The organism is Halomonas sp. DP4Y7-1, from assembly GCF_019800705.1.
Classification (GTDB): domain Bacteria; phylum Pseudomonadota; class Gammaproteobacteria; order Pseudomonadales; family Halomonadaceae; genus Halomonas; species Halomonas litopenaei_A.
In genome coordinates this window covers 70,562-91,771 of record NZ_JAHVKS010000002.1, presented here as the reverse complement: position 1 = coordinate 91,771, position 21,210 = coordinate 70,562, and the positions used below count along the sequence as shown (strand labels likewise).

General features: G+C 56.5%; 19 protein-coding genes and 1 tRNA gene. 12 read left to right on the top strand and 8 right to left on the bottom strand.

The window, feature by feature from the left end; translation table 11 throughout:
* Positions 1-71: 71 nt before the first annotated feature.
* Entirely contained in the window at positions 72-980 is a 909-nt protein-coding gene (locus tag KUV72_RS03990; protein WP_222237524.1) for a LysR family transcriptional regulator, read from the bottom strand.
* A 217-nt stretch (positions 981-1,197) separates the two neighbouring features.
* On the opposite strand from KUV72_RS03990, the gene KUV72_RS03985 reads away from it, so the two are divergent.
* The gene (locus KUV72_RS03985; RefSeq protein ID WP_222237523.1) at positions 1,198-1,911 is read left to right on the top strand and encodes an enoyl-CoA hydratase/isomerase family protein; all 714 of its coding nucleotides are present in this window, start codon (positions 1,198-1,200) and stop codon (positions 1,909-1,911) included.
* 336 nt (positions 1,912-2,247) lie between these two features.
* A complete protein-coding gene (locus KUV72_RS03980; RefSeq protein ID WP_222237522.1) occupies positions 2,248-2,670 on the top strand; it encodes a DUF3617 domain-containing protein in 423 nt (140 codons plus the stop codon).
* A 229-nt stretch (positions 2,671-2,899) separates the two neighbouring features.
* On the opposite strand, the gene KUV72_RS03975 is transcribed toward KUV72_RS03980, so the two are convergent.
* On the bottom strand, positions 2,900-3,622 hold the full coding sequence (locus tag KUV72_RS03975) for an enoyl-CoA hydratase/isomerase family protein (RefSeq protein WP_222237521.1): 723 nt from the start codon (positions 3,620-3,622) through the stop codon (positions 2,900-2,902).
* Between the two features lie 117 nt (positions 3,623-3,739).
* Between KUV72_RS03975 and KUV72_RS03970 the strand changes: the two genes are divergently transcribed.
* The gene (locus tag KUV72_RS03970; protein WP_222237520.1) at positions 3,740-4,732 is read left to right on the top strand and encodes a GlxA family transcriptional regulator; all 993 of its coding nucleotides are present in this window, start codon (positions 3,740-3,742) and stop codon (positions 4,730-4,732) included.
* 718 nt (positions 4,733-5,450) lie between these two features.
* Here the strand turns inward: KUV72_RS03970 and KUV72_RS03965 are convergent.
* From KUV72_RS03965 to KUV72_RS03945, 5 genes are all read right to left on the bottom strand, one after another.
* Positions 5,451-7,265 (bottom strand): P-loop NTPase fold protein, encoded by a 1,815-nt coding sequence (locus KUV72_RS03965; RefSeq protein ID WP_222237519.1) that lies wholly within the window; start codon positions 7,263-7,265, stop codon positions 5,451-5,453.
* Positions 7,266-7,502: 237 nt separating this feature from the next.
* Positions 7,503-8,567: a hypothetical protein gene (locus KUV72_RS03960; RefSeq protein ID WP_222237518.1), complete on the bottom strand. Its 1,065-nt coding sequence runs from the start codon at positions 8,565-8,567 to the stop codon at positions 7,503-7,505.
* A gap of 95 nt (positions 8,568-8,662) precedes the next feature.
* Positions 8,663-9,754: a hypothetical protein gene (locus tag KUV72_RS03955; RefSeq protein ID WP_222237517.1), complete on the bottom strand. Its 1,092-nt coding sequence runs from the start codon at positions 9,752-9,754 to the stop codon at positions 8,663-8,665.
* A gap of 741 nt (positions 9,755-10,495) precedes the next feature.
* Entirely contained in the window at positions 10,496-11,452 is a 957-nt protein-coding gene (locus KUV72_RS03950; protein ID WP_222237516.1) for a hypothetical protein, read from the bottom strand.
* A gap of 495 nt (positions 11,453-11,947) precedes the next feature.
* Positions 11,948-12,024 (bottom strand) — tRNA-Arg (locus KUV72_RS03945).
* Between the two features lie 133 nt (positions 12,025-12,157).
* Between KUV72_RS03945 and KUV72_RS03940 the strand changes: the two genes are divergently transcribed.
* Positions 12,158-13,072 (top strand): methyltransferase domain-containing protein, encoded by a 915-nt coding sequence (locus KUV72_RS03940; protein WP_222162832.1) that lies wholly within the window; start codon positions 12,158-12,160, stop codon positions 13,070-13,072.
* Entirely contained in the window at positions 13,069-14,055 is a 987-nt protein-coding gene (locus KUV72_RS03935) for a methyltransferase (protein WP_222162833.1), read from the top strand. Before KUV72_RS03940 ends, KUV72_RS03935 begins: the two co-directional genes overlap by 4 nt.
* Before the next feature lie 18 nt (positions 14,056-14,073).
* On the opposite strand, the gene greB is transcribed toward KUV72_RS03935, so the two are convergent.
* Positions 14,074-14,625 carry a transcription elongation factor GreB gene (gene greB / locus KUV72_RS03930; protein ID WP_222162834.1) on the bottom strand — a complete coding sequence of 184 codons (552 nt, stop codon included), beginning with the start codon at positions 14,623-14,625 and terminating at the stop codon, positions 14,074-14,076.
* Between the two features lie 331 nt (positions 14,626-14,956).
* On the opposite strand from greB, the gene KUV72_RS03925 reads away from it, so the two are divergent.
* From KUV72_RS03925 to KUV72_RS03895, 7 genes are all read left to right on the top strand, one after another.
* Positions 14,957-15,655, top strand: a complete 699-nt coding sequence (locus tag KUV72_RS03925) for a hypothetical protein (protein WP_261317344.1) — start codon at positions 14,957-14,959, stop codon at positions 15,653-15,655.
* A 113-nt stretch (positions 15,656-15,768) separates the two neighbouring features.
* Positions 15,769-16,395: an NUDIX domain-containing protein gene (locus KUV72_RS03920; RefSeq protein WP_206941033.1), complete on the top strand. Its 627-nt coding sequence runs from the start codon at positions 15,769-15,771 to the stop codon at positions 16,393-16,395.
* A 1-nt stretch (position 16,396) separates the two neighbouring features.
* Positions 16,397-16,846, top strand: coding sequence for a DUF1249 domain-containing protein (locus KUV72_RS03915; RefSeq protein WP_222237515.1), 450 nt, complete (start codon positions 16,397-16,399; stop codon positions 16,844-16,846).
* Between the two features lie 124 nt (positions 16,847-16,970).
* The gene (locus KUV72_RS03910) at positions 16,971-17,708 is read left to right on the top strand and encodes a metallophosphoesterase (protein WP_206941029.1); all 738 of its coding nucleotides are present in this window, start codon (positions 16,971-16,973) and stop codon (positions 17,706-17,708) included.
* Positions 17,709-17,966: 258 nt separating this feature from the next.
* A complete protein-coding gene (gene cysD, locus KUV72_RS03905) occupies positions 17,967-18,923 on the top strand; it encodes a sulfate adenylyltransferase subunit CysD (protein WP_206941027.1) in 957 nt (318 codons plus the stop codon).
* Positions 18,924-19,049: 126 nt separating this feature from the next.
* Positions 19,050-20,477 (top strand): sulfate adenylyltransferase subunit CysN, encoded by a 1,428-nt coding sequence (gene cysN, locus KUV72_RS03900; protein WP_222237514.1) that lies wholly within the window; start codon positions 19,050-19,052, stop codon positions 20,475-20,477.
* Positions 20,478-20,933: 456 nt separating this feature from the next.
* Positions 20,934-21,185 (top strand): Rho-binding antiterminator, encoded by a 252-nt coding sequence (locus KUV72_RS03895; RefSeq protein WP_224851996.1) that lies wholly within the window; start codon positions 20,934-20,936, stop codon positions 21,183-21,185.
* Positions 21,186-21,210 lie beyond the last annotated feature (25 nt).

Sequence of the window (21,210 nt, the reverse complement as noted above, 5' to 3'; positions counted from 1 at the left end):
ACGCCATGAGGCCGGAATCAGTTTCTTCCATTTCGCGAAGCTGGCCCGTGACGACATAGCCCGCGCCGTTTTTAGCGCTCCCAGACTGGCGGGTCGCCGATCTTCTCCAGCAGAAAATCGATAAACACCCGGACCTTGGCCGTGACCACGCTGGACTTTGGGTAGACCAGCCAGATTGCCGATCGATCGTCCACTTCGTAGTCCGGCAGCACGCGAATGAGGTTGCCCTGGTCGAGGTTGTGGCGAACGCTCCAGAGCGCATGCATGGTGATGCCGACTCCCGCCACCGCGGCGTATCTCATGCTGGCGCCGTCATCGCAGTACACCCGCGGCTTGATCCCGGCGGGGGGAAAGGTGTGAGGGGTTCTGACGCCATGCTTGGCCAGCGCGCGGGGCGCCCCGTCCTGGAACACCAATAGGCTATGTTCGGCCAGTTGCTGGGGGGATGTGGGCACCCCGTAGCGCTCCAGATAACCGGGGGAGGCGCACAGAATACGGCGATCGTCGGCCAGCTTGCGCGCCTTGAGACTGCTGTCCTCGATGGGATAGTTGCGCAGGGCCAGGTCATAACCGCCCTCGATCAGGTTCATCTGGGTATCGGAGAGCCGGAGATCGACGCTGATGCCCGGATAACGTTCCAGAAACTCCGGGAGGATAGGAGCAATGTACTGCTGGGCGAAGGTGCTGGATGCGGCAAAACGCAGCCGGCCGACCACGTCTTCGCTGTCCTTGCCAAGCACCGCAAGCCCGGCATCTGCCTGGGCCAGCATTTCCCTGGCAAAAGGCAGAAAGGTGGCGCCTTCCGGTGAGAGCGAGACCTTGCGGGTCGAGCGATGCAGCAGGTCGGCCCCCACCTGGGTTTCCAGCTTCGACAGTCGAGCACTGGCTACGGCGGGGGCGATTCCCAGCTGACGTCCGGCGGCGCTGATATTCAGTGTTTCCGCCGCCAGGACAAACAGGCGCAAGCCGTCGGTATCCATGCGCTGACTCCTGAAAGATGAGGGGAGGGTATTATCGCGCGGCTTCAAGCGTTTACATCAAGTGCTCTGGCATTATATAGAAAACCTAAATTCTGAAAGCGGAAAGTAGCTATTCTGCTTGGACCAACGGCGCGCTAAGTTGGCTTAGACAACGACGACAACAGAACAGTATCGCTAAGCCAACATCGCCAAGCGACCATGCCAGCGGAGACACCCCATGCGCTACCAGAAGCTTGCCACCCTAGATGTTCAGATCGACGACGCCATCGCCTGGATCAGCTTCAGCGACGCGCCCACCGAACACTCCAGTGAGCTGGCACTGGAAGAGTTGACCACAGTGGTACAGCAGCTGGAACTGGACGTCACTATCAGCGTCGTGGTGTTTCAGTCGCGTCATCCCGATATTTTCAACGCCCAGATTGGTGGCAGCAGCTGCCAGCAGCTGGATGGAAAGTTCAACGTCCGCAATGAATACGCCTATCAGGACTTCAAGGCACTGTTGACCCGTATTGGTCAACTGCCCCAGGTGACCATCGCCCGGGTAGAAGGGATTGCCCGTTACGGTGGTCACGAGCTGGCCATGGCCTGTGACAGTTGTATCGCCGCCCGAGGCAAAGCCCGCTTCATGCCGATGGAAACCGCCATGGCGGGTCTCCAACAGAGTGACGCGCGCGATTCATTGGCATCGATCTATCTCGGCGCCTTCGGCCGTGACTACGGCGTCGGCCAGGTAGCCCTGGGCAACCGTGACTATGGTGCCGATCAGGCCGAGTACCTGGGAATGGTGCAGCGTGCGCTGGACCCGCACGAGATGGGAGCCTACGTCGAGGAAACCGCGACACGCATGGCGCAGTCCCACACCGCCAAGGTGGCCTCCATGCTGAGTCACGTCATCTCTCCAGCAGGTGCCGCCGCCGTCAGCCTGGCATAAGCAGGCCCTGAGCAGGCCCTGAGCAGGCCCTGAGCAGGCCCTGAGCAGCCCCTGAGCAGGCCCTGAGCAGCCCCTGAGAAGGCCCAGAGAAGGCGCGGTCGAGCTAGCAGTGTGATCTGCCGAACACGGTGTTCACAGTGTATTAGGGAAACGCTGAATACATGTTTCGAGCGATGACAGGTCGATCGCTTCCGGAGCGGAAAGACCGGAGTTTACATGCGGTAAAACAAGGATCTTGAGCTCCCCTAGCAGTCGAGATGTCGAGCGCCGTAAGTTATGCAGTGTGTCCTTGGCGTTGATAGGATACTGAGCTTCACTTATCGACAGGATGGATCCATGTCACGTCACCTTCTGCTTGCGACACTGCTCGTTGCCGTATCATCCACCGCCCTGGCTGCAGATCTCAAGCCGGGCCAGTGGGAGATCACTCAGAGCATGGAAGGCGCACAGCTGCCCGCCGAGATGACCGAAGAAAGAACCACTACCCAGTGCATGACTGCAGAAGAGTCCGATGACCTGGCCGCCACCATGCGCAAGGACTGGACCGAATCTGGCTGTGAGGGCATCACCATCGACCGTGACGGCAACTCCATCGACGCCCAGGCCTCATGCACCGCCGGTGCACGCAGCACCAGCTTCGATGCGGACATCACCCTCCACAGCGACGAGCACTTCGCCAGCGTGATCGACATGGATAACGGCCAGCAAGTCACCATTCATCAGGAAGGCCGCTGGTTGGGCGAAAGCTGCGAAGGCTGATTTGCGCGAAGCATTGATCAACTGAAGCCGTAGAAGAATCGCAGTGAAAGGCGTGCCTAGGGGCGCGCCTTTATCGTTTGCTTGGACGTAGTGCGGGAGTTATCTCGACGGTAGTCCCGCTCGATTGACTGCCAGGTGTCCCTTTCATCCTTGGCCCCGGGTTCTCCCCATATCGAAGAGACAGCCCAGGGGAGGGGATTGTTCGCCTCAATGTTGCGTGTCTGACTCCCTAATGCTCTTTGGATGCCGTCCTGCGAACCACCGCCGCATTGATTTCTTCCACTTCCTGGTCAATGCGCTGGTGATACTCATCGCCGGGATGCAACCAGTCCTTTATGCGCCGAAGTATGATGGGGTCCTTTGATGCGAAGTCTCTTGCGCGCTCAAATGCCCGTTCTTGAAGCTCTTCAGGCGGCGATAGCTCTGCGACGAGCCCCCACTGATATGCCTGTTCACCCGTGAAGGCCTCTCCACCGAAGATCAAACGCTTGGCACGCGGAAGCCCTATGGCGCGCTGAAGCAGCATAGAGCTTGCCGCCTCGGGAGCGATGCCCAGGGCGACAAAGGGTAGCTTGAACGTCGTTTCAGCGCTTGTGACGACCCAGTCAGCATGAAGAAGCCAGGTGACGCCTATTCCCGCAGCAGAGCCATGCGCAGCGATGACTAGCGGCTTGCGCACGTTGGCGATGGCATGCAAAAAACATGGCACCGGGTCTTCGGGCTGTTGGGGCCACTCCTCGAAGGCTTTCAGGTCATGACCTGCGCAGAAGCTCTCACCATTGCCTGTTACCACAATGCAGAGCACATCATCCCGTTGTTCGGCATCCTTCAGGGCTGCGGTAAGTGAAGTGAACATCGGCATGGTGATCGCATTGCGTTTTTCAGGCCGGTCAATACGTATGTGCATGATGCTGTCTTGGACACTGCACTGAATGGCTTCGCTTCGCTCCATGAGGAAGGGTCCTGTTCCGGTAGATGGGATACGACGGTGGTCATCGACATTGGACAGGCCTATGGCATCCACATACAGTGTGTAAAATGACATAAAGTATGCGATTTACGACATCCTATGCCCCACGCAGCCATTCTCACTCTTGATCAGTGCTATGCATCGACTGCGGCGGGCTTTGCCGACATCCTGAATGTGGCAAATTCCCATCTGCGTCTCGCTCAGGCGCCGGTGTCGGCTTACTTTCACTGGGACTTTGTCTCAGCCGCGGGAGGCCCCGTCACCGCGAGCAATGGCCTTCCTTTGCAAACGCATCCGCTGGACACACGGCAGCATTATGATCTGGTGTTCGTGCCTAGCGTTTTTTATGGCGGTTCGCGTGAGTTTGATCACTTCCTCGCACAGCAAGCGGGGGCAAGTGAGTGGCTGTTGCAGCAATGGAAAGCAGGGGCCTGGGTGGCAGCCAATTGCACCGGTACGTTTGTTCTTGCACAAACAGGCCTGCTGAATGAGCGAGTGGCCACTACCACATGGTGGCTTGAGCGCCAGTTTCGTGAGAGGTTCCCAGAGGTGGACCTTCGGCTTCAGTCCGTAGTGACGGAAGATGATCGCCTGATGTGCGCAGGCGCCTCAGCGTCGTACTTGATTCAGACGATACGTGTTATCGAGCGCTGTGCCGGACCTGTTCTCGCATCGCAATGTGCGAAGACCATGCTGATAGATGTGAGTCAGGTGAGCCAGATTCCCTACCTCCCCTTGCTGGCGAGGAAGCAGCACTCAGATGCTCTGGTAAGCCGGGCTCAGCAGTGGCTGCAACGCCATATGTCGAAACGTGTGCGGATGACGGATCTTGCCAAAGCACTTGCTGTCAGCGATAGAACGCTGATCAGGCGCTTTCGCGCCGTCATGAACCAGACACCGCTGGTCTACCTGCAGGAGTTGCGACTGGAAACAGCCCGCGCGCTCCTCGACAGCAGCTCCCATAGTGTTGAGGAAATTGTGGTTCAAGTTGGCTATAGCGACGTGAGCTCATTTACGAGGCTGTTTCGCCAACGCGTAGGACTTAGCCCTGGGGTCTATCGAGAGCGCTTTCATATGAAAACAGAGGGTTGAAGCTGGGGGCAATGCGCGCCGTAGCAGGAAGTGACCCAAGACGATTCAATACACCTCCGCACAATGTTGCGCCATGAAAGCGGTAAGACCTCAAGCTCGCTGTCTCCGACACCGCATAGATACCTCGAATGCCGTATGACAGCCCAGAGCACAATAGTCCGCGCAGTGTGAATGGCTTGGTTGGCGAAACATCAGCACGTCATAGGGGGAACAGAAGTGAGCGTGGGCCGTGAAGTGATGCTGTGTGTTCAAGAAGTAGGTGATGGCGTGGAATACGTTGATGGCGTCCTCTGCAGGATTCGATAAAACAAAGTAACTCACTGTTCTGTATGATTTTTATAGGTTATTGAGATTTTTATTATACCATTTTCTATACCATCCTCCCCTCAACATAAGGCTGTGGATCCATGCCTTCGCAGCGAAGTGCACGCCCCCCCCGGTCCACTTTCGGCCAGAAGCGGTCTTTCAGAAGAGGCTGATATAGCGCAGAGCTTAGAGTTATTTTGGGAGTCACTAAGCGATGAAAAATTGAAGGCATATTTCACCTTCCTGATGAGGCGCCATATTAACGTACTGTAGATTAGCGAATTCTACGATTCCCTCGACCGGATTCTGACCTTAGCACAGGCACTGGAGGCATCAGTGCCTATTTTCCCCAAGTGTTGCTCTTCTACTGTTTCCACCTATGCTCAGAGACCTTGTTGTCTGTTTTACATCCTTAGTCTTCTTGGCCTTGGTTTTTTATCCCGAGCACATCATCTAATGAATGCATGACACATCGATGAATTCTATATCTTGAGATGGGAGACATTTCTTTACAAGCGTCAAGAAGGAGACTGCGAACCTCGCTAGCCCATGGCCTCTCTGTGACCAGTTCCCTATCAAGAGTCTTTCTTTCGTATCTTGCTTTCAGCGCCATCAGGATATTGCATTGCTGTGCTGGATGGATATCTAGTAGAGCAGCAACAAATTTTTTAGGATCAAGTTCAGCTAGTACCGGGACGTTGTAAAGTCCACTATTCTCTCCACTAATCAAATTTACTCGATGAAAAAATAACTCTGGAGATGTAGACATCTCCTTCAGGATATCTTCTGCAAGAATTGGATATCGATCGCTTGCGGCTTTATCCCGTTTTTCCTGGAGGTATGTGAAGAGCTCTTTATATTCTGCAGTTTTACTCTCATGAAATCCCAGCCCTCCATGGCTACTGGGTCTCAAGTAATGCGCATCCTCGCCGGGTGAAAGCGGCTGTAGTCGCCCTTCCGCGTAGAGATCGTCAATGTAGCGCATACCCTGCTCTATGACTTCCTTAAGAGTGCAAGAGATGGCACCGATTTTTGCTAGCCATAGACGAAGTCCGAAAACGTGAAGAATCTCACCGAGGGATTCGTACTCACGATTATCGAATGCCCTCTCCATTTCGTAAAATGCCGTATCGAATTCTTCTTCCGTTCGTTCAAAGGCATACCAAACAGTCCTCCAGGCGGGCTCATCGTCAGCACTGACAAAAAATGTGCTTGCATCCAGGTCTGTACGGATCGCGCCTTTGTCAACAACGCCTTTTATTAGTAGATCCGTAAGGGTCTCATCAGAAAGTACTGTATCATCTAGCCTAGCTTCTGGGTAACGCTGCTGAGCAGCTACGAGTAACGATTCCGAACCTTTTTCTTTAGCCGAGGGCATGTGGGACATGAGTAGTGCAGTCTGTCTATCGAGTAGATCTCTAGCCGTTAATCGACCTGTCTTTATTTCGAAAGATAGTGCGAAGAGCATCCTTAGAAGAGCTGTCATCGCATGATTATTATTTCGATGCTTGTCTTCTAAAGCAGTGTAGAATCGCTCAAAGTCCCAAATTGTCTGCTGAAGCACTCTCAGATTGTGAAGTTCTGATTGGTGGTAAATGATTGATACTTCATCTATCTGTGAAGCCATGAACTCTCTAGATTGATCATCTTTCGCCAACGCCAAGAAGGCACTGAGAGCCTGCTCTAAGGCCGACTGAATTTCGAGGGTTTTGCCGATCAACTTTTCACGTACTCGAGTGTAATCATCCTTGTCTTTGATTTCCCTCTCATTACAGATTATAAGTACTTTTCGGCCCTCGTGCTCTACGAACTCGTTGATGTAGCCGAGCACCCTGTTGACTGGAATGTTGCACCGCTCCAAGTCGTCGAAGACGAAGATTTCTGCATTGGCCCTATCTAGAAGCTCCTTGGCTTTTAAATCGACACTGATGTTTAAATATTTTCCCAGCGCCTTTACCGCGCGCCCTGTTATTTTTACACTTTTATTATCGAAAACCGGATACATCGCTCGGAACAGCACGTCATCGATCTCGTCAAGGGTTGTAAGACCATAAAGGCTGAGGTAAATATACCTGATTCCCTTGGAGGGGAGTTCGCCAAGGAATTCCTTCAATAAATGTGTCTTACCGATTCCCCATGGACCATTCAGAAGAACGGCGTACCGCGGAGGATGAGGGAAAGAAGTGTAGTAGGTCAGGTACTCTTTTACGTGCTGGTTGCGATCCATATCGATACCATTGCGATTGGTCTTGTCTACATTCAAGGCAAGAAGAAAAGGGCACCCACTTTTATGCATTTTGGGCCATGAGCTGCCGATCTTTCCATCAGCGTATCTTAAATTTCCGAGTCCGGCCAAAAGCGGTCGTTGATACTTTGCTGATATTAACGCCCAGCTCACGCGCCGAGTTAGAGCCGTGGTGCGGCGAAAAATCGGTCGCGGTGCAGCCGATTGTTACACTTAGAATCAAAGGTCAATATTTTTTCGCTGTACGTCCAATCGCTCTGTGTAGCAATGCATCATCAGGTCTCTATGAGTCTTGTAAGGCTCCCCAGCGTTAGCGGAAACGGTTTTGAGTTCGTTAAAGGATGTTTTTCTGAGAAAATCCTCTTTCAAACTTGATGCAAAGCTCATAAACCTTGATACGAACCGTCTCTCATATACATCTTGGATTTCGGCTTTAGCTAGACAAGCCACATGCTCTCCACAACGCGCCATAAATTCGCCTCTTTCTTCGTCAGTAAACTCAGGAAACATCTCAAAATCCACTTTCCATTCCCCGTACAGAGCTATTTGGTTCCAAGCGTGGTGTTCCATTGTATGTGCAGTCAAAAAGAACTGAAGAGGGTCATTAAAAACTGACGATGGAATAACGAGATATTCTAAATCTTCCTTTATAGTAAAGTCGATGAATTCGGAATATTCATCGTCAGGCACTACAATGAAGGCCACATCCTCAAAATCAAAAAAAAGGTCACGATTAATCCGCCACTCGTTTTCCCACCGCATATCATAGGACCTGCCATACGCCTCCAACAAATAGGCCTCATTGAAAACGAGACGACGGATGGACTCCTCATCCTCTTCATTGATGTATCTTACTGGTAGCATCCCTAATCGTTGTAAGAAATCATGAAAAAAAACAAATCCGTATTCTGAATTTCTAGCAGAAAAGTGATTACTGACCTCGTCCTGGTGACAATATGCAAAACTAACCGACCTTATCTCATCCGGTAGAGCTTTGTCTTTCTTTACTTTATTTGCATAAAACCCTTTCGGGTTTGCATTAACCACTTTATTAACCAATATCCTTTTGAAGCGATCCTTAGCATCAAGACCTGCTATTTCTCTGAGGGTTCGATTAGACCCAACCCCGCTCTCATAACGGCAAGAAGGATCACTGACAATATGTATGAACAGTTCGACCTCATACCTTCTGTATCGATCCAATATTCCATCAAATTTTTCAATGACAGGATCAAAAAGATGGTTTTCGATGAAAAATATCTTCCCATTATCTACTTTTATCATTAAAACCTCCGAAGGTATAACGCTGAGCTAAGCGGCGCCCTGACAAGGGCGTCCGGTGGACGGTCGTCAGGCCGGGAACGAAATTGAGCGGCTTGTTAGGCCGTACTTTCATTAGCCACTTGCCGTCTAAAGTGTTTAGCCAACGCTTGATTTGCAGCCATGAACGCTTCCTTATCTTCCTGATCTTGCTGCACAGATTCCCTCAAAGCAGAAAGTTCAGCTGAGGAATGAAACTGCGCAAGGATCTCAATCAATTTTTTGTCACAAAGGAGATCCCTAAAAATGCTTCTCGAGGAAACCAACGATCCACCGTAGGGTCTGTGTTTATATGTGTCCTCGATAATTTTGTAAAAGGATTTCATCCTGCCTCGCCCACGCTCACTCAAAGCTAAGTAGCTATTATAGAGCGTTGTTCCCTTCTCGAACCGCTTTCCTTCAGATCTAACCAGCTTAGAGCAAGTGTGGTACTGGCCGGAGTAGTAAAGCGATTGCATTTTGTAGAGAAAGCGATCCCGATCTAATGGACTATGATTTAAAACCAGCTTCTGCAATTGGCAGAAAAGCTGATAGAGCTCGAAGAAGTTTTTATAGCGATAGCTTATAGATGGGTCTATAGGACGAAGCACTCTCCCGTTGATGATGGTGACACACGTTCGCTTCACGTGGCGCTCACCAAAGTCATAAACACGAATCTTTTCTCGAATTTTTTCAAGTAAAACAAGTTCTTCAGCAGTGGCGTATGTATGAAAGCTGAGCACCTTGTTCGCAAGCTCGTCAATATCTAATGTCCGGTCTAGGATTTCTTCCCCTACAACGAGAAGCGCATTCTTTACATGCGGATCATGCAGGTAAGACTCGTTCAGGCACTTGTTTTGAAGCCCTAGCTTGATGTCATCTTCAGAAAGCTTGCCAGCGCGAATTTGTGATTGGAAAAATGACTGACTGTGCGAGCCATGACGCATTACTAGGTCGAATAGTAAAAAAAGCTGTTTGTACGCGTCAAAAAGCGAAATCTCTACTATCGGTCGTAACTTTTTTCGACGATTTTGTTCTGGCAGGTATGAAAACACCAACCAAAACACAACTGCCGCCACGACTGATAGCAAGATTGGCAGCAAGATGTTGCTTTCCTCAGACCAAGCAACAAGCGATGTAAGCCACCCACTTACCTGTTCACGAACGATCATTACTAGTTCATTCGAGTCATTCATTCTGCACCTTGGCTCATCTGCGGCCTAACAGGTATTAGACAGCCCGCTCGTTTATTGACTTGAACGAGCGCGCGCGTTCCACTTTCTTATGCCGCCACATCAACTCATTGATTTTTCGGTGTATTTTATTTGACGTAGCTATATAAAACCAATAAACGAGCATGCTGCCTTTGCCAGCAGGGCCGCTTTGGGTCGTAAGCAGCCTCGGGACCAGTCAGGCTTGTGTGAGACCATACTGTTGCGAACTTGGCACAGATTCACCTTCCTCGCCACTGACGCAGCCACAACGCCCAGTATTTTCTGCATGGAACCGCATGATTTCGCATGATTCTTGCGGACCCTCTACCTCCAGTGAAGCCCAGTAGTGGCGCGATATGGGGGCTTGTGCATGAGTGCATAAAAACCGACAGGTTTAGCGCGCAGGCGGGGCGGGGTGTCGACAGCGCGCCAGGGTGGCGGACGGGTGAGGGGGGGATGGTGGCAACTGGGCGCTGGTGAGCCAGGAGAGCTTGTTACTCATGGACGCCTAGGGCAGCGCTTTTGATAGGGCCCGAAACGGATCAACCCCGCCGTATGGCGGGGTTGATGGGTAGGAAGCCGATCTTATGTGCGGCGTAGATCTAGTATTTTCGGCATGGTCATGTCACATAAATGTGAACGTATGTAGGCACCGATACTGGGTGGTGCTGCTGGGCCCTAGCCTGAAATGGGGCAGCACTACCGTTTGGGAAAAATGTCCTCGCCGCACTCGTCAATCACACTCTGCGGCCACGTTGGCAGGCGGCAATAGCGGCAGAAAAAGTAATGGCCAACGACTTGCACGCTGAAGGGAACCAGAAATACGACCCGCACTAGCGAATAGATGACGTGAGCCACCTTGCCGTCGGAGGGTGTGGACCTGGGCTGGAACCGATGCGCGGCTTCGGAGAGAGTAGGTGTCAAATCCAGTCCCCCTCTAACCGGCTCTTTCGCTTCGGCTCCCTCTTCCATGAAGCGGCGTACGTATTCGAATCTGGCCGTCAGGTCATCAATCATTGCCTGGCGAGAAGTGGCTGAGTTTGATGGCATATAGTAGTAGTCATCGAATGAGAAGCTATCTCTGACACTACCCTCTTGATCAAGCAGATAACCCTTCAGTTCATAGTAGTTGCCTTCGATGCCTCCTGCCGAATAGGCAAGGCAGAAGGTGCATTCATCCCAGCGACACGTTCTGGTGTTAAAATCTACGTCACTGACATAATGAATATTTTTAGTACGCTGATTGAATACGGCGTACTGGAGACCTTGATTCTTTAACTCGCCTTTTGCTGCAAATACCAGAGGAAAGGAAAATAAGAAGCCCAAACATCCCATCAGGGGAAGAATCAGAGCGTCCATGATGCCCAGGTCTCTCTCCACCGTCCAAGGTAATACGAGTGCGATATATAAGAAGAAGCCTAAAATAACAGTGCCTCCTATGGTTCCCCATGAGAGGTATAGCCCTCTCTCTCGGAACCAGGATTCGGCTAGCACCAGGCATTCTTTGTCTCTTGTGCATATAAAGCTTGGAACTTTTATTATGTCCAGCCCTTCTGTTACGTCAAATATATGATTCTGAGAAAAGGTGGATAAGCGCAGTCGATTTCTGCTTAACACGCCGACGGCTTCTAGTATCTTCTTCTGAATATTTGTCATGGCCCGTCTCGGTACCTTCCCTAGTGCTCAGTGGCTTTTCCTGACGCCGGATCAGCGATCCTTGCTGCCGTGAAGATCTGCTGCAGACAGTATTTCGCCTGACGATCTCGATAATCGCTTTGGTTGTGACGGTGGCAATGGTCAAGGTGGTGTTTCGTCGCTTTGCCCGCAGCACCACCGATCAAAATGTATGGATCTTCCTTTCATTCCACCATAATTCGGCGCGTGGCGAGCGTCGTATAGTGGACAAGCCTATCATCGAGTAAATACCGCGGGCCAATGCGCTATATTCCGCGCTTCAAGGGTTTCCGCAATGAATTGGCGGGAAGAGTGAACTCCCGGAAGGCATGGGGAATTGGACTGGAAAGAGATGCCTCAGCCGATAGGCGAAAAAACGGGCGTCAAAAGGACGCTTGCCTGGCTGGTGAAGGGGGAATGCGACTCGTCAAGCGCCAGAGAGGGCGGAAATCCCAGGGAGGGATGAGGACCCTGAAATGGCGCCCTCTGCAGGATTCGAACCTGCGACCTGCCGCTTAGGAGGCGGCTGCTCTATCCTGCTGAGCTAAGAGGGCGTTGGGGCGGCATTATAAGCGGCTGACTCCACAAGATAAACCCGCAGTTGCCCGGTGAAGGGCGTGGGTGGGTGCCAGCGCCTGCCATGCTCGGTAGAATGCGCCTTTTGTGCGATCTCACTGGTTTCTGTCGATGTCCCAACCGTCACACGGCCCCGCTGCTTCGCTTTCCGAGGCGACCTGCTCGTCGCCAGCGGTCGATACGCCCGCAGCGTCCTCTTCGCTGTCGCCCCGTGGCGACCGCCATTTCGATGGTCTGGCCGACAAGTTCTCGGCCTCACTTTACGGCCACCTGCGCGGTGAGCTTCGCCTGTCCCTGCTGGATCGTCTGCTGCCCGAGATGCTCGAGTTGGCGCAGCAGCCGGTGCTAGACGTCGGGGCTGGCCTTGGCCAGCAGGCGCAGTGGTTCCTGCAACGGGGCCATCAGGTAACGCTGGCTGAGCCCTCTGCCGAGATGTTGGAGCGGGCCCAGGCGGGAATCGAGCAGGCCGCAGCCGGTCGCGAGCTGGTGGCCGACAAGGCGAGCTATCAGCCGCTGCCGCTGCAGGAACTGGCCAGCGAGGTGCCGGGTCCCTGGCCCCTGGTGGTATGTCACGCGGTGCTGGAATGGTTGGGCAACCCTCGCGAGGCGATCTCTCACCTGGCCTCGTTGTTAGCCCCAGGCGGCCAGCTGTCACTGATGGTGTTCAATCGCGACGCGCTGAGGCTGTCCAATGTGGTCAAGGGCAACCTGGACAAGGCGCTGGAAGATCGCCTGGAAGGCAAGGGCCAACGCCAGCGGCTGACACCGATTTCTCCCCTGACCCATGCTCAGGTCACCGACTGGGCCGAGCAGGAAGGGCTTGTCTGTCAGGACGTGGCCGGTATCCGGGTGTTCCACGACTATCTACGTCGCCCCCCGCAGGACGATCGAGAGTTGGAAAAGCTGGTGGCGCTGGAACACCGCTATTGCCAGATGGATCCACACTGGCGCCTGGGGCGCTATCTGCTTTACACCTTTCGCCGCCCCTTGCCGGCAGACGCCAAGCGTCAGGAGATAACACCATGAGTGCCGACACTGCTGTATGCCAGCTGCTTGAGCGTCAAGACGCGGACTATCGTGGCTGGTGGTGGGTCGCGCCGCCGCGAGATAGCTGGCTGGAGGCCGGGGAGGGCTGTCTGGTCAGCGCTGACGTCTCGGTACGGGCTGCCTGGGAAGCGCGCCAGCGTTCGGCGCTGTCGCCCTTCAGTACGGAGCCTGCGTCACCCCCGGGGGCGGTACTGTTCTGGCCGAAGGCACACGCCTTGGGAGAATGGTGGCTGCTGTGGTTGTGCCGGACCCTGCCCGAGGGCACGCCGCTGCAGCTGGTGGGGGAGCACCAGGGGGGCATCAAGCGAGTGCTCAAGGTCCTGGCGGCGCTGGGCATGGGCTGTCGCAAGCTCGACAGTGCACGCCGCTGCTCGCTGTTCGAGACGCGCACCAGCGCACTGGCGCTGGACCCTGAAGCGGTCTGGACCTCGTTCGAGGCGGCGGGCCTGCAGCTGTCGAGTCATCCGGGGGTGTTTGGCCACGGCAAGTTTGATGAGGGCACGCAACTGCTGATCGAACAGCTGGAGCAGCAGCTACCCCAGGGCAAGGTGCTGGACATGGGCTGCGGTGACGGCATTCTGGCGGCCTGGATGGCGCAGCTGGGGCGTGATGTCACGGCGGTGGATGTCAGCGCCTTTGCGGCAGAAGCCACGCGGCGCACGCTCAAGGCCAATGGGCTGACGGGGGAGGTGCTGGAAAGCGATGTCTATTCGGCGCTGGACGGCCAGCGCTTCACAGCGATTGTCAGTAACCCGCCCTTTCACCAGGAGCGGTCCATCGACTACGGCCCGGCGGCCCGGTTGATTCAGCAGGCGCCGGACCATCTCGATGCTGGCGGCCAGCTGATCCTCGTGGCCAACGCCTTCTTGCCCTATGCCGACCCTCTTGAGCGGGCCTTCGGTAGCTTCGAGATCCTGGCCGACAACGGACGCTTTCGCGTGTACCGCGCGGTGCGTCGCTGAAGCGCCTGTGAGCTTCGGTCAGCGGCCGGCGGTCTTGCCTGGCGCGCGGTAGTGAATCTCGGTGATCAACCAGGTGGTCTCGCCGCCCGGCGCGGCCACCGTCACCTCGTCATCCAGTGACTTGCCCAGCAGGGCCTTGGCCAAGGGCGCATCTACGCTGATCCAGCGCTTGCTGGTATCGGTCTCGTCGTGGCCGACGATGCGCAGCGACATCTCTTCGCCGTCTTCGTCCTCCAGGGTGACGAAGGCACCGAAGAACACCCGGTCGGTGTCGGCGGGAAGTCGGTCGATGACCTGCAGCTCGTCCAGGCGCTTGGTCAGGTAGCGAATGCGCCCGATGACGCGGTTCAACTCCTTCTTGTTATAGGTGTAGTCGGCGTTTTCGCTGCGGTCCCCCAGCGCTGCCGCTTCCCCCACCTTGGCCGACAGCTGTGGTCGCTTGACCCGGCTGAGGTGGTCAAGGATTCCCCTGAGGCGATCAGCGCCTTCCTGAGTGATCAGGTTGCTCTTGGGTTCCTGGCGCGGGTCCTTGGCCGGGTCACGCCAACGTGTCATGTTGCGGCCTTTCATGGCGATCCTCGGTGAGTCGTTGAAACAGACAAGGTCCACGAGGGTGCCGCGACTTGGGCCGCCGCGCAAGCGCCTTGGGTGGTGGGGAAAGGCCGGGAGAGCGATGCAGTGAGCGTTCAGCCAGAATGTGACTGGCGAATAAATCAAACGTTCGTTACATTTCGAGGAGGGCGCCAGAACGCGATGTGGTTTCTCGTATCGGGCTACACCCCAGCCGGTCAGTGCTCGCCATTGCTTGACCTGATGGCTTGGCCTGATCGCTCAGTTCGGCCGCCCACCATGACCACCCAGCATCAGGGTGCATCACAATAACAGTATCCGGAGCCGCCAAATGTCACGAACTCTGTTTTCCACCTCGCCTGATGTTCCATTCACGTCCTTGCGCCAACGTCCGCGTCGGCTGCTGGCCACAACGGCGCTGACGCTTGTCACCCTGTCCGCTTGCCTCGCCAGTGGTGTGGCGCTGGCCTGGCAGGGTGAGCTCGACCAGATCAAGAATCGCTGGGAGAGCGTTACCACCTCGAGCGCCCTGTCGGCCCAGGAAGCCCCGTTGACAGCGCTGGCCGCCGAGGCCCGGGCGTTGAGTTCGGCCAATCCCAACGTCAGCGAACTGCTGGTGTGGGAGGGCATCATCGAGGCGTCGCTGGCCAAGGCCAAGGGCGGGCTCGGCGCGCTGGACAACGCCAAGGCAGCGCGCCGCGCGCTGGAGCGGGCCATCGCACTGGATGCCAACGGCCTCGAAGGCTCGGCCTACGTGACCCTGGGAGCATTGTACGACCGCGCGCCGGGCTGGCCGGTCGCCTTTGGCGATGACGACAAGGCCGAGGAGATGTTCAAGCGCGCGCTGGCGATTCGCCCGGGTGGGGTGGACGTCAACTACTACTATGCCGCCTACCTGGCCGATGAAGGCCGCGACGCCGAGGCCCGCCAGCACGCCGAGAAGGCCATCAATGGCTCGGTTCGTGCCGGTCGCGAGGCCTCGGACCAGGCGCTCAAGGCCGAGGCGCGCGCACTGCTCAACGAGCTCTGACCCCCGCTGACTTCCCTGTTGTTTTCCGCCTTGACAGGAGGCCCCACCTGGACTCGCCTTGTGGGGCCCATGACCGATCCGGATAATGGGCCGATCTGTCAGCGGAGGCCCCCATGCCGGAAACGAGCCACATTGATGCCCCCTTCACCGTTCAGGATGTCGAGCTGGTGTCACGGGACTGCCTGTACCAGGGATTCTTCCGCCTGGACAAGCTGACCTACCGCCATCGCAAGTTCGAAGGCGGCTGGAGCGAGCCCGTGGTGAGGGAAGTCCACAGTCGTCACGATGCGGTGGGCGTCATGCTTTATGATCCCGAGCGCGACAGCGTCGTGCTGGTGGAGCAGATTCGCGCGGGAGCGCTGCAAGATCCCCACACCCCGTGGAAGCTGGAGTGCGTGGCCGGACTGGTCGACAAGGATGAGTCGCTGGAAGATGTGGCTCGGCGCGAAGCGCTGGAAGAGGCGGGCTGCGAGGTCGGTGACCTCATCCTGCTGCATAGCTACTATCCTAGTCCTGGTGCCTGCGACGAACGCGTGACGCTGTTCTGCGGGCTGGTCGACACCCGTGGGCTGGGCGGGGTGCATGGCCTTGATGAAGAGCATGAAGATATTCGCGTGCATGTGTTGCCCTTCCAGCGGGCCTGGGAACTTCTCGGCCAGGGACGACTCGATAACGCCATGTGCCTGATCGGTTTCCATTGGTTGGCTGCCGAACGCGCATCGTTGAGAGCAAGGAGGTAACGTGACCCATCGCAGCGCTTATGTAACGGACTTGCGCACCCTGCAAAGCGAGTGCACCGCCAATTACATCCGTCTGTCTCGGCTTCTGGGTGACCTGGAGGAGGGCGAGATTCGCGACGTCGAGCTGCGCAATGGTGAGCGGCGCCTGGGCGCGCTGCGTCTGCACGTCGAAGAGTTGGCTCCTTACACCACCATTGTTCGCGTGACCCAGGAAGGCGTTCTCGACAGCGTCATCGACAGCCCGCGCATGCGAGTGCACCTGTACCACGACGTGCGCATGGCAGAAGTCACCGACTTTCAGCGTCGGCGGCATTTCGATGGGCGCTATCGCTATCCCAACGCGCACATGCATCAGCCGGATGAAAAGCTGCAGATCAATCGCTTCCTCGGCGAATGGCTGGATCACGGCCTGGCCCATGGCCACTCCATGGACCTTCCTCAGCTGCCCTGACCACAGCTCCGGGCCCAACCTCTGATCTCGATCGCTTGCGCTCGACGCTGTCTGCGATACCCTGACCCTGCGCTGGCCCTCCTGGCGGAGGGCTTTCCTTGGTTTGGGCTGTCGAGACATTGCCATGCGTTTGATCCAGCTTAGCGATTGCCACCTGTATGCCGATCCCATGGCTCGCTCCCGACGGGGCCTGCCCGCTCGCCAGCTCGAGGCGGTCATCGCCGCGGTGGATCTGGACCGGCCAGACCTGGTGATGGTGACCGGTGACATCGCTCAGGATGAATCCGAAGGCGCGTACCGCCTGGCCACAGAGCGTCTGGCAGCGCTGGACTGTCCGTGGTTCTGGCTGCCCGGCAATCATGATGATCTGGCGCTGATGAGTGCAGAGCGAGAGGTGCTGGCAGAGGTCGACGCGGGAGCCTGGCGAGTGCTCAAGCTCAACACCCAGATACCGGGCGAGGCCAGCGGCCGGGTGGGCGAAGATGCCCTGGCTGCGCTCGATCAGCGTCTAGGCCAGGAGCTTCGTCCCACCGTGATCGTCATGCACCATCCCCCCATGGTCGTGGGCAGTGCCTGGATCGACGCCCTGGGGCTTGAGGATGCCGATGACTTCTGGGACGTGGTGGGACGATATCCGCAGGTAAAGATGGTCCTGTGCGGTCATGTGCACCAGGCCTTCCATGGCACCAGGGCACTGCCTGATGGTCAGGTGGAGGTGTATGCCTGTCCGGCTACCTCGGATCAGTTTCTGCCTGGCAGCGATGAGTTCGCCGTGGATGAGGCGTCCCGGCCAGGCTATCGCGTGGTAGACCTGAAGCGAGGGGGGGAGTGGCTGACCTGGGTGGAACGGGTCGAGCTGTAGTCAGGCGCTGCTGACATACCTGCGCCCATGTCCAGTGTCGCTTGCTTGGGCACTGATGGTCGTTGGGCGCAGAGGGTCGTTGGGCGCAGAGGGTCGTCGGGCGCATTTGGTCGTTGGGCGCAGATGGTCGTTGAGCGCGTACGGGCAAAAGTTCTTATGGTTCTAAAAAGATAGTTATTAATTCTTTTACGTTATTATTCCCTTCGCAGTATCCTCGCTAGCATCTTCCTTATTTCCGTCATGCGAGGTGTCCCGGTCATGACCAGCCTTTCCGCACCAGCCCGCGAGAGAGCCGCTCAGGCTTCTCTTACGCCGAAGCGACTGACTCACCTCAAGCAGCTTGAGGCCGAGTCCATCCACATTATCCGTGAGGTGGCCGCCGAGTTTTCCAACCCGGTGATGCTGTACTCGATCGGCAAGGATTCTTCGGTGATGCTGCACCTGGCGCGCAAGGCCTTCTATCCGGGGCCGCCGCCGTTTCCGTTGATGCACGTGGACACCACCTGGAAGTTCCGCGAGATGATCGCCTTCCGTGACCGCATGGCCGAAGAGGCGGGCATGGAGCTGATCGTCCATACCAACCAGGAAGGCAAGGCTGCCGGGATCAACCCGTTCGACCATGGGTCCAGCGGTTACACCGACGTGATGAAGACCCAGGCGCTGAAGCAGGCGCTGGACAAGTACGGGTTCGACGCTGCCTTCGGTGGCGCCCGCCGTGATGAAGAGGCCAGCCGGGCCAAGGAGCGCGTGTTCTCGTTCCGTGACAAGCATCACCGCTGGGACCCCAAGAATCAGCGCCCCGAGCTCTGGAACCTGTACAACGCACGCATCAACAAGGGCGAGTCGATTCGCGCTTTCCCGCTGTCCAACTGGACCGAGCTGGACATCTGGCAGTACATCTATCTCGAAAACATCGACATCGTGCCGCTGTACTTTTCGGCCCCGCGTCCGGTGGTCGAGCGTGACGGCATGCAGATCATGGTCGACGACGAGCGCATGCCCCTGGCCGAGGGCGAGCAGCCCGAGGAAAAGTGGGTGCGCTTCAGGACCCTGGGCTGCTATCCGCTGACCGGTGCGGTGGAGTCGAAGGCCCAGACCCTGCCTGAGATCATCCAGGAGATGCTGCTGACCCGTACCAGCGAGCGCTCCGGCCGCGCCATCGACCACGATCAGGCCGGCTCCATGGAGAAGAAGAAGCGCGAAGGCTACTTCTGACGACGGCACCGACCGCACGCAGCCACGCGCCTTGCCCCGGCCGACAGTGACCGGGGACAAGGACGCAGATGACAGATCAAGGGCCGGACGTCCAGAGTGACGTCGGGTCACCCATAGGGGTACAGCATGTCTCACCAGTCCAGTCTGATTGCTGACAACATCGAGCAGTATCTGCACGAGCACGAAAACAAGGACCTGCTCAGGTTCATCACCTGCGGCAGCGTCGATGACGGCAAGTCGACCCTGATCGGTCGCCTGCTGCACGATTCCAAGATGATCTTCGATGACCAGTTGGCGGCCATCACCCAGGCCTCCAAGACCAAGGGCACCACCGGCGAGGAGGTGGATCTGGCGCTGCTGGTCGACGGTCTGCAGTCGGAGCGCGAACAGGGCATCACCATCGATGTGGCCTATCGCTTCTTCTCCACCGACAAGCGCAAGTTCATCATCGCTGACACCCCGGGGCACGAGCAGTACACCCGCAACATGGCCACCGGTGCCTCCACCGCGGGCCTGGCGGTGATCCTGATCGACGCCCGTTACGGCGTGCAGACCCAGACCCGTCGCCACAGCTTTATCGCCGACCTGCTGGGCATCCAGCACCTGGTCATCGCGGTCAACAAGATGGACCTGGTCGACTACGCCGAGGAGCGCTTCGACGAGATCGTCGCCGAGTATCGGGCCTTTGCCGAGCAGCTGTCGGCGTCGGACATTCGTTTCGTACCGCTGTCTGCCCTCAAGGGCGACAATGTGGTCGAGCGCGGCGACAACCTGAACTGGTACCAGGGCCCGGCCCTGCTCGAGCTGCTGGAAACGGTGGAAGTCAGCCGCGACCAGAACCTCAGTGACTTGCGTTTCCCGGTGCAGTACGTCAATCGTCCGAACCTCGATTTCCGGGGGTATGCGGGCACCCTGGAGGCGGGCATCCTGCGCCCTGGCCAGTCGGTCAAGGTGTTGCCGTCCAACAAGCTCAGCAAGGTCGAGCGCATCGTGACCTTCGACGGCGACCTGGATGACGCCTATCCGGGACAGGCGATCACCGTGACCCTGGAAGACGAGATCGACATCTCTCGCGGCGACTGGCTGGTGGCAGCCGATGCCGACATCACCCTGTCGAGTGCCTTCGACGCCGATATCGTGTGGATGCATGACGACGCGCTGGTGCCTGGTCGCCAATACGATATCCGCATGGCCGGGCGTGCCGTGTCCGGACAGGTCGAGGCGATTCACTACCAGGTCGACGTCAACACCCTGGAGCGTCACCAGGCGCAGCAGCTTGAGCTCAATGCCATCGCTCGCTGCCGGGTAGCGCTGACAGCCGAAGTGCCGATCGACGACTATGCGAAGATTGCCGGCACCGGCAGCTTTATCGTCATCGATCGTCTGACCAACGTCACCGTTGGCGCCGGCATGATTCGGGGTGCCGCCAGTGCCGAGGGCGCGTCTGTCGGGCAAGTCGACTGGGCAGGCTTCGAGCTGGAGCTCAACGCCCTGGTTCGCAAGTACTTCCCCCACTGGGAAGCCAAGGATGTACGTGACCTGCTGAACCGCTGACGCCGTCAAGGCAGTGTGAACAAGGCTCCTGCGTGCTGACGCAGGAGCCTTTGTTATGTGCGGGGATGGCCGTTCTGGATGCCCGTTCTGGATGCCCGTTCTGGATGCCCGTTCTGGATAACCGATGGAAGCATCCGCTGGATCAGGAATGGTAGCTCGAATTGGCGCAATACCAGCGCTCTTTCTGAGCGGCAAGGCTCGTGCTTTTCGGTGAAACTAACGCGGTTTGTGCAGCCAAATGGTGCCGCGCTGGTATCTGGGCTAGACCAAAGGCAGGATGCCTCGCATATGAGATATGTCACATGTCACGGCATCGACAGGGCGACGCATATCGGCAATCTCAACGTGATCCACAGATCTCGACATCAGTAAGTTAATACATAGGTGAGTTAATACTTGGGTGAGTTAATACTTGGGTGAGTTGATACCCAGGTGAGTTGATCAACAGGGGAGGGCATGAGCATGGTGGCTTGCCATCTCTACGATAATATTGAACTTGCTTGCTTGTACCATTTTCCGGTCAAGCTTTCCTTGAAGGGTGGGGTCGAAAAACAGGGCGAAGCGGTAGACACCTCGTTCAACGAGGACCATGAGGAGTGCTTGTCGCTGCGCACTGAAGGAGGTGACCGGCTGGTGGTGCTCGATGACATCACCCGCATGGAGGTGCTGGTCGACAACCCTCATTTCATGGTGCTGGACTTCGTCTAACACCTGAAGCCGCGATGGCGTGCCG

What these genes read in the sequence shown, in the direction of transcription:
- KUV72_RS03955 (WP_222237517.1), bottom strand. Translation starts at nt 9,754, where the DNA reads ATGATCGTTCGTGAACAGGTAAGTGGGTGGCTTACATCGCTTGTTGCT.
- KUV72_RS03910 (WP_206941029.1), top strand. Translation starts at nt 16,971, where the DNA reads ATGCGTTTGATCCAGCTTAGCGATTGCCACCTGTATGCCGATCCCATG.
- cysD (WP_206941027.1), top strand. Translation starts at nt 17,967, where the DNA reads ATGACCAGCCTTTCCGCACCAGCCCGCGAGAGAGCCGCTCAGGCTTCT.
- KUV72_RS03990 (WP_222237524.1), bottom strand. Translation starts at nt 980, where the DNA reads ATGGATACCGACGGCTTGCGCCTGTTTGTCCTGGCGGCGGAAACACTG.
- KUV72_RS03960 (WP_222237518.1), bottom strand. Translation starts at nt 8,567, where the DNA reads ATGATAAAAGTAGATAATGGGAAGATATTTTTCATCGAAAACCATCTT.
- KUV72_RS03940 (WP_222162832.1), top strand. Translation starts at nt 12,158, where the DNA reads ATGTCCCAACCGTCACACGGCCCCGCTGCTTCGCTTTCCGAGGCGACC.
- KUV72_RS03895 (WP_224851996.1), top strand. Translation starts at nt 20,934, where the DNA reads ATGAGCATGGTGGCTTGCCATCTCTACGATAATATTGAACTTGCTTGC.
- KUV72_RS03950 (WP_222237516.1), bottom strand. Translation starts at nt 11,452, where the DNA reads ATGACAAATATTCAGAAGAAGATACTAGAAGCCGTCGGCGTGTTAAGC.
- KUV72_RS03935 (WP_222162833.1), top strand. Translation starts at nt 13,069, where the DNA reads ATGAGTGCCGACACTGCTGTATGCCAGCTGCTTGAGCGTCAAGACGCG.
- KUV72_RS03980 (WP_222237522.1), top strand. Translation starts at nt 2,248, where the DNA reads ATGTCACGTCACCTTCTGCTTGCGACACTGCTCGTTGCCGTATCATCC.
- KUV72_RS03925 (WP_261317344.1), top strand. Translation starts at nt 14,957, where the DNA reads ATGTCACGAACTCTGTTTTCCACCTCGCCTGATGTTCCATTCACGTCC.
- KUV72_RS03920 (WP_206941033.1), top strand. Translation starts at nt 15,769, where the DNA reads ATGCCGGAAACGAGCCACATTGATGCCCCCTTCACCGTTCAGGATGTC.
- KUV72_RS03975 (WP_222237521.1), bottom strand. Translation starts at nt 3,622, where the DNA reads ATGGAGCGAAGCGAAGCCATTCAGTGCAGTGTCCAAGACAGCATCATG.
- KUV72_RS03985 (WP_222237523.1), top strand. Translation starts at nt 1,198, where the DNA reads ATGCGCTACCAGAAGCTTGCCACCCTAGATGTTCAGATCGACGACGCC.
- cysN (WP_222237514.1), top strand. Translation starts at nt 19,050, where the DNA reads ATGTCTCACCAGTCCAGTCTGATTGCTGACAACATCGAGCAGTATCTG.
- KUV72_RS03965 (WP_222237519.1), bottom strand. Translation starts at nt 7,265, where the DNA reads ATGGATCGCAACCAGCACGTAAAAGAGTACCTGACCTACTACACTTCT.
- KUV72_RS03970 (WP_222237520.1), top strand. Translation starts at nt 3,740, where the DNA reads ATGCCCCACGCAGCCATTCTCACTCTTGATCAGTGCTATGCATCGACT.
- greB (WP_222162834.1), bottom strand. Translation starts at nt 14,625, where the DNA reads ATGAAAGGCCGCAACATGACACGTTGGCGTGACCCGGCCAAGGACCCG.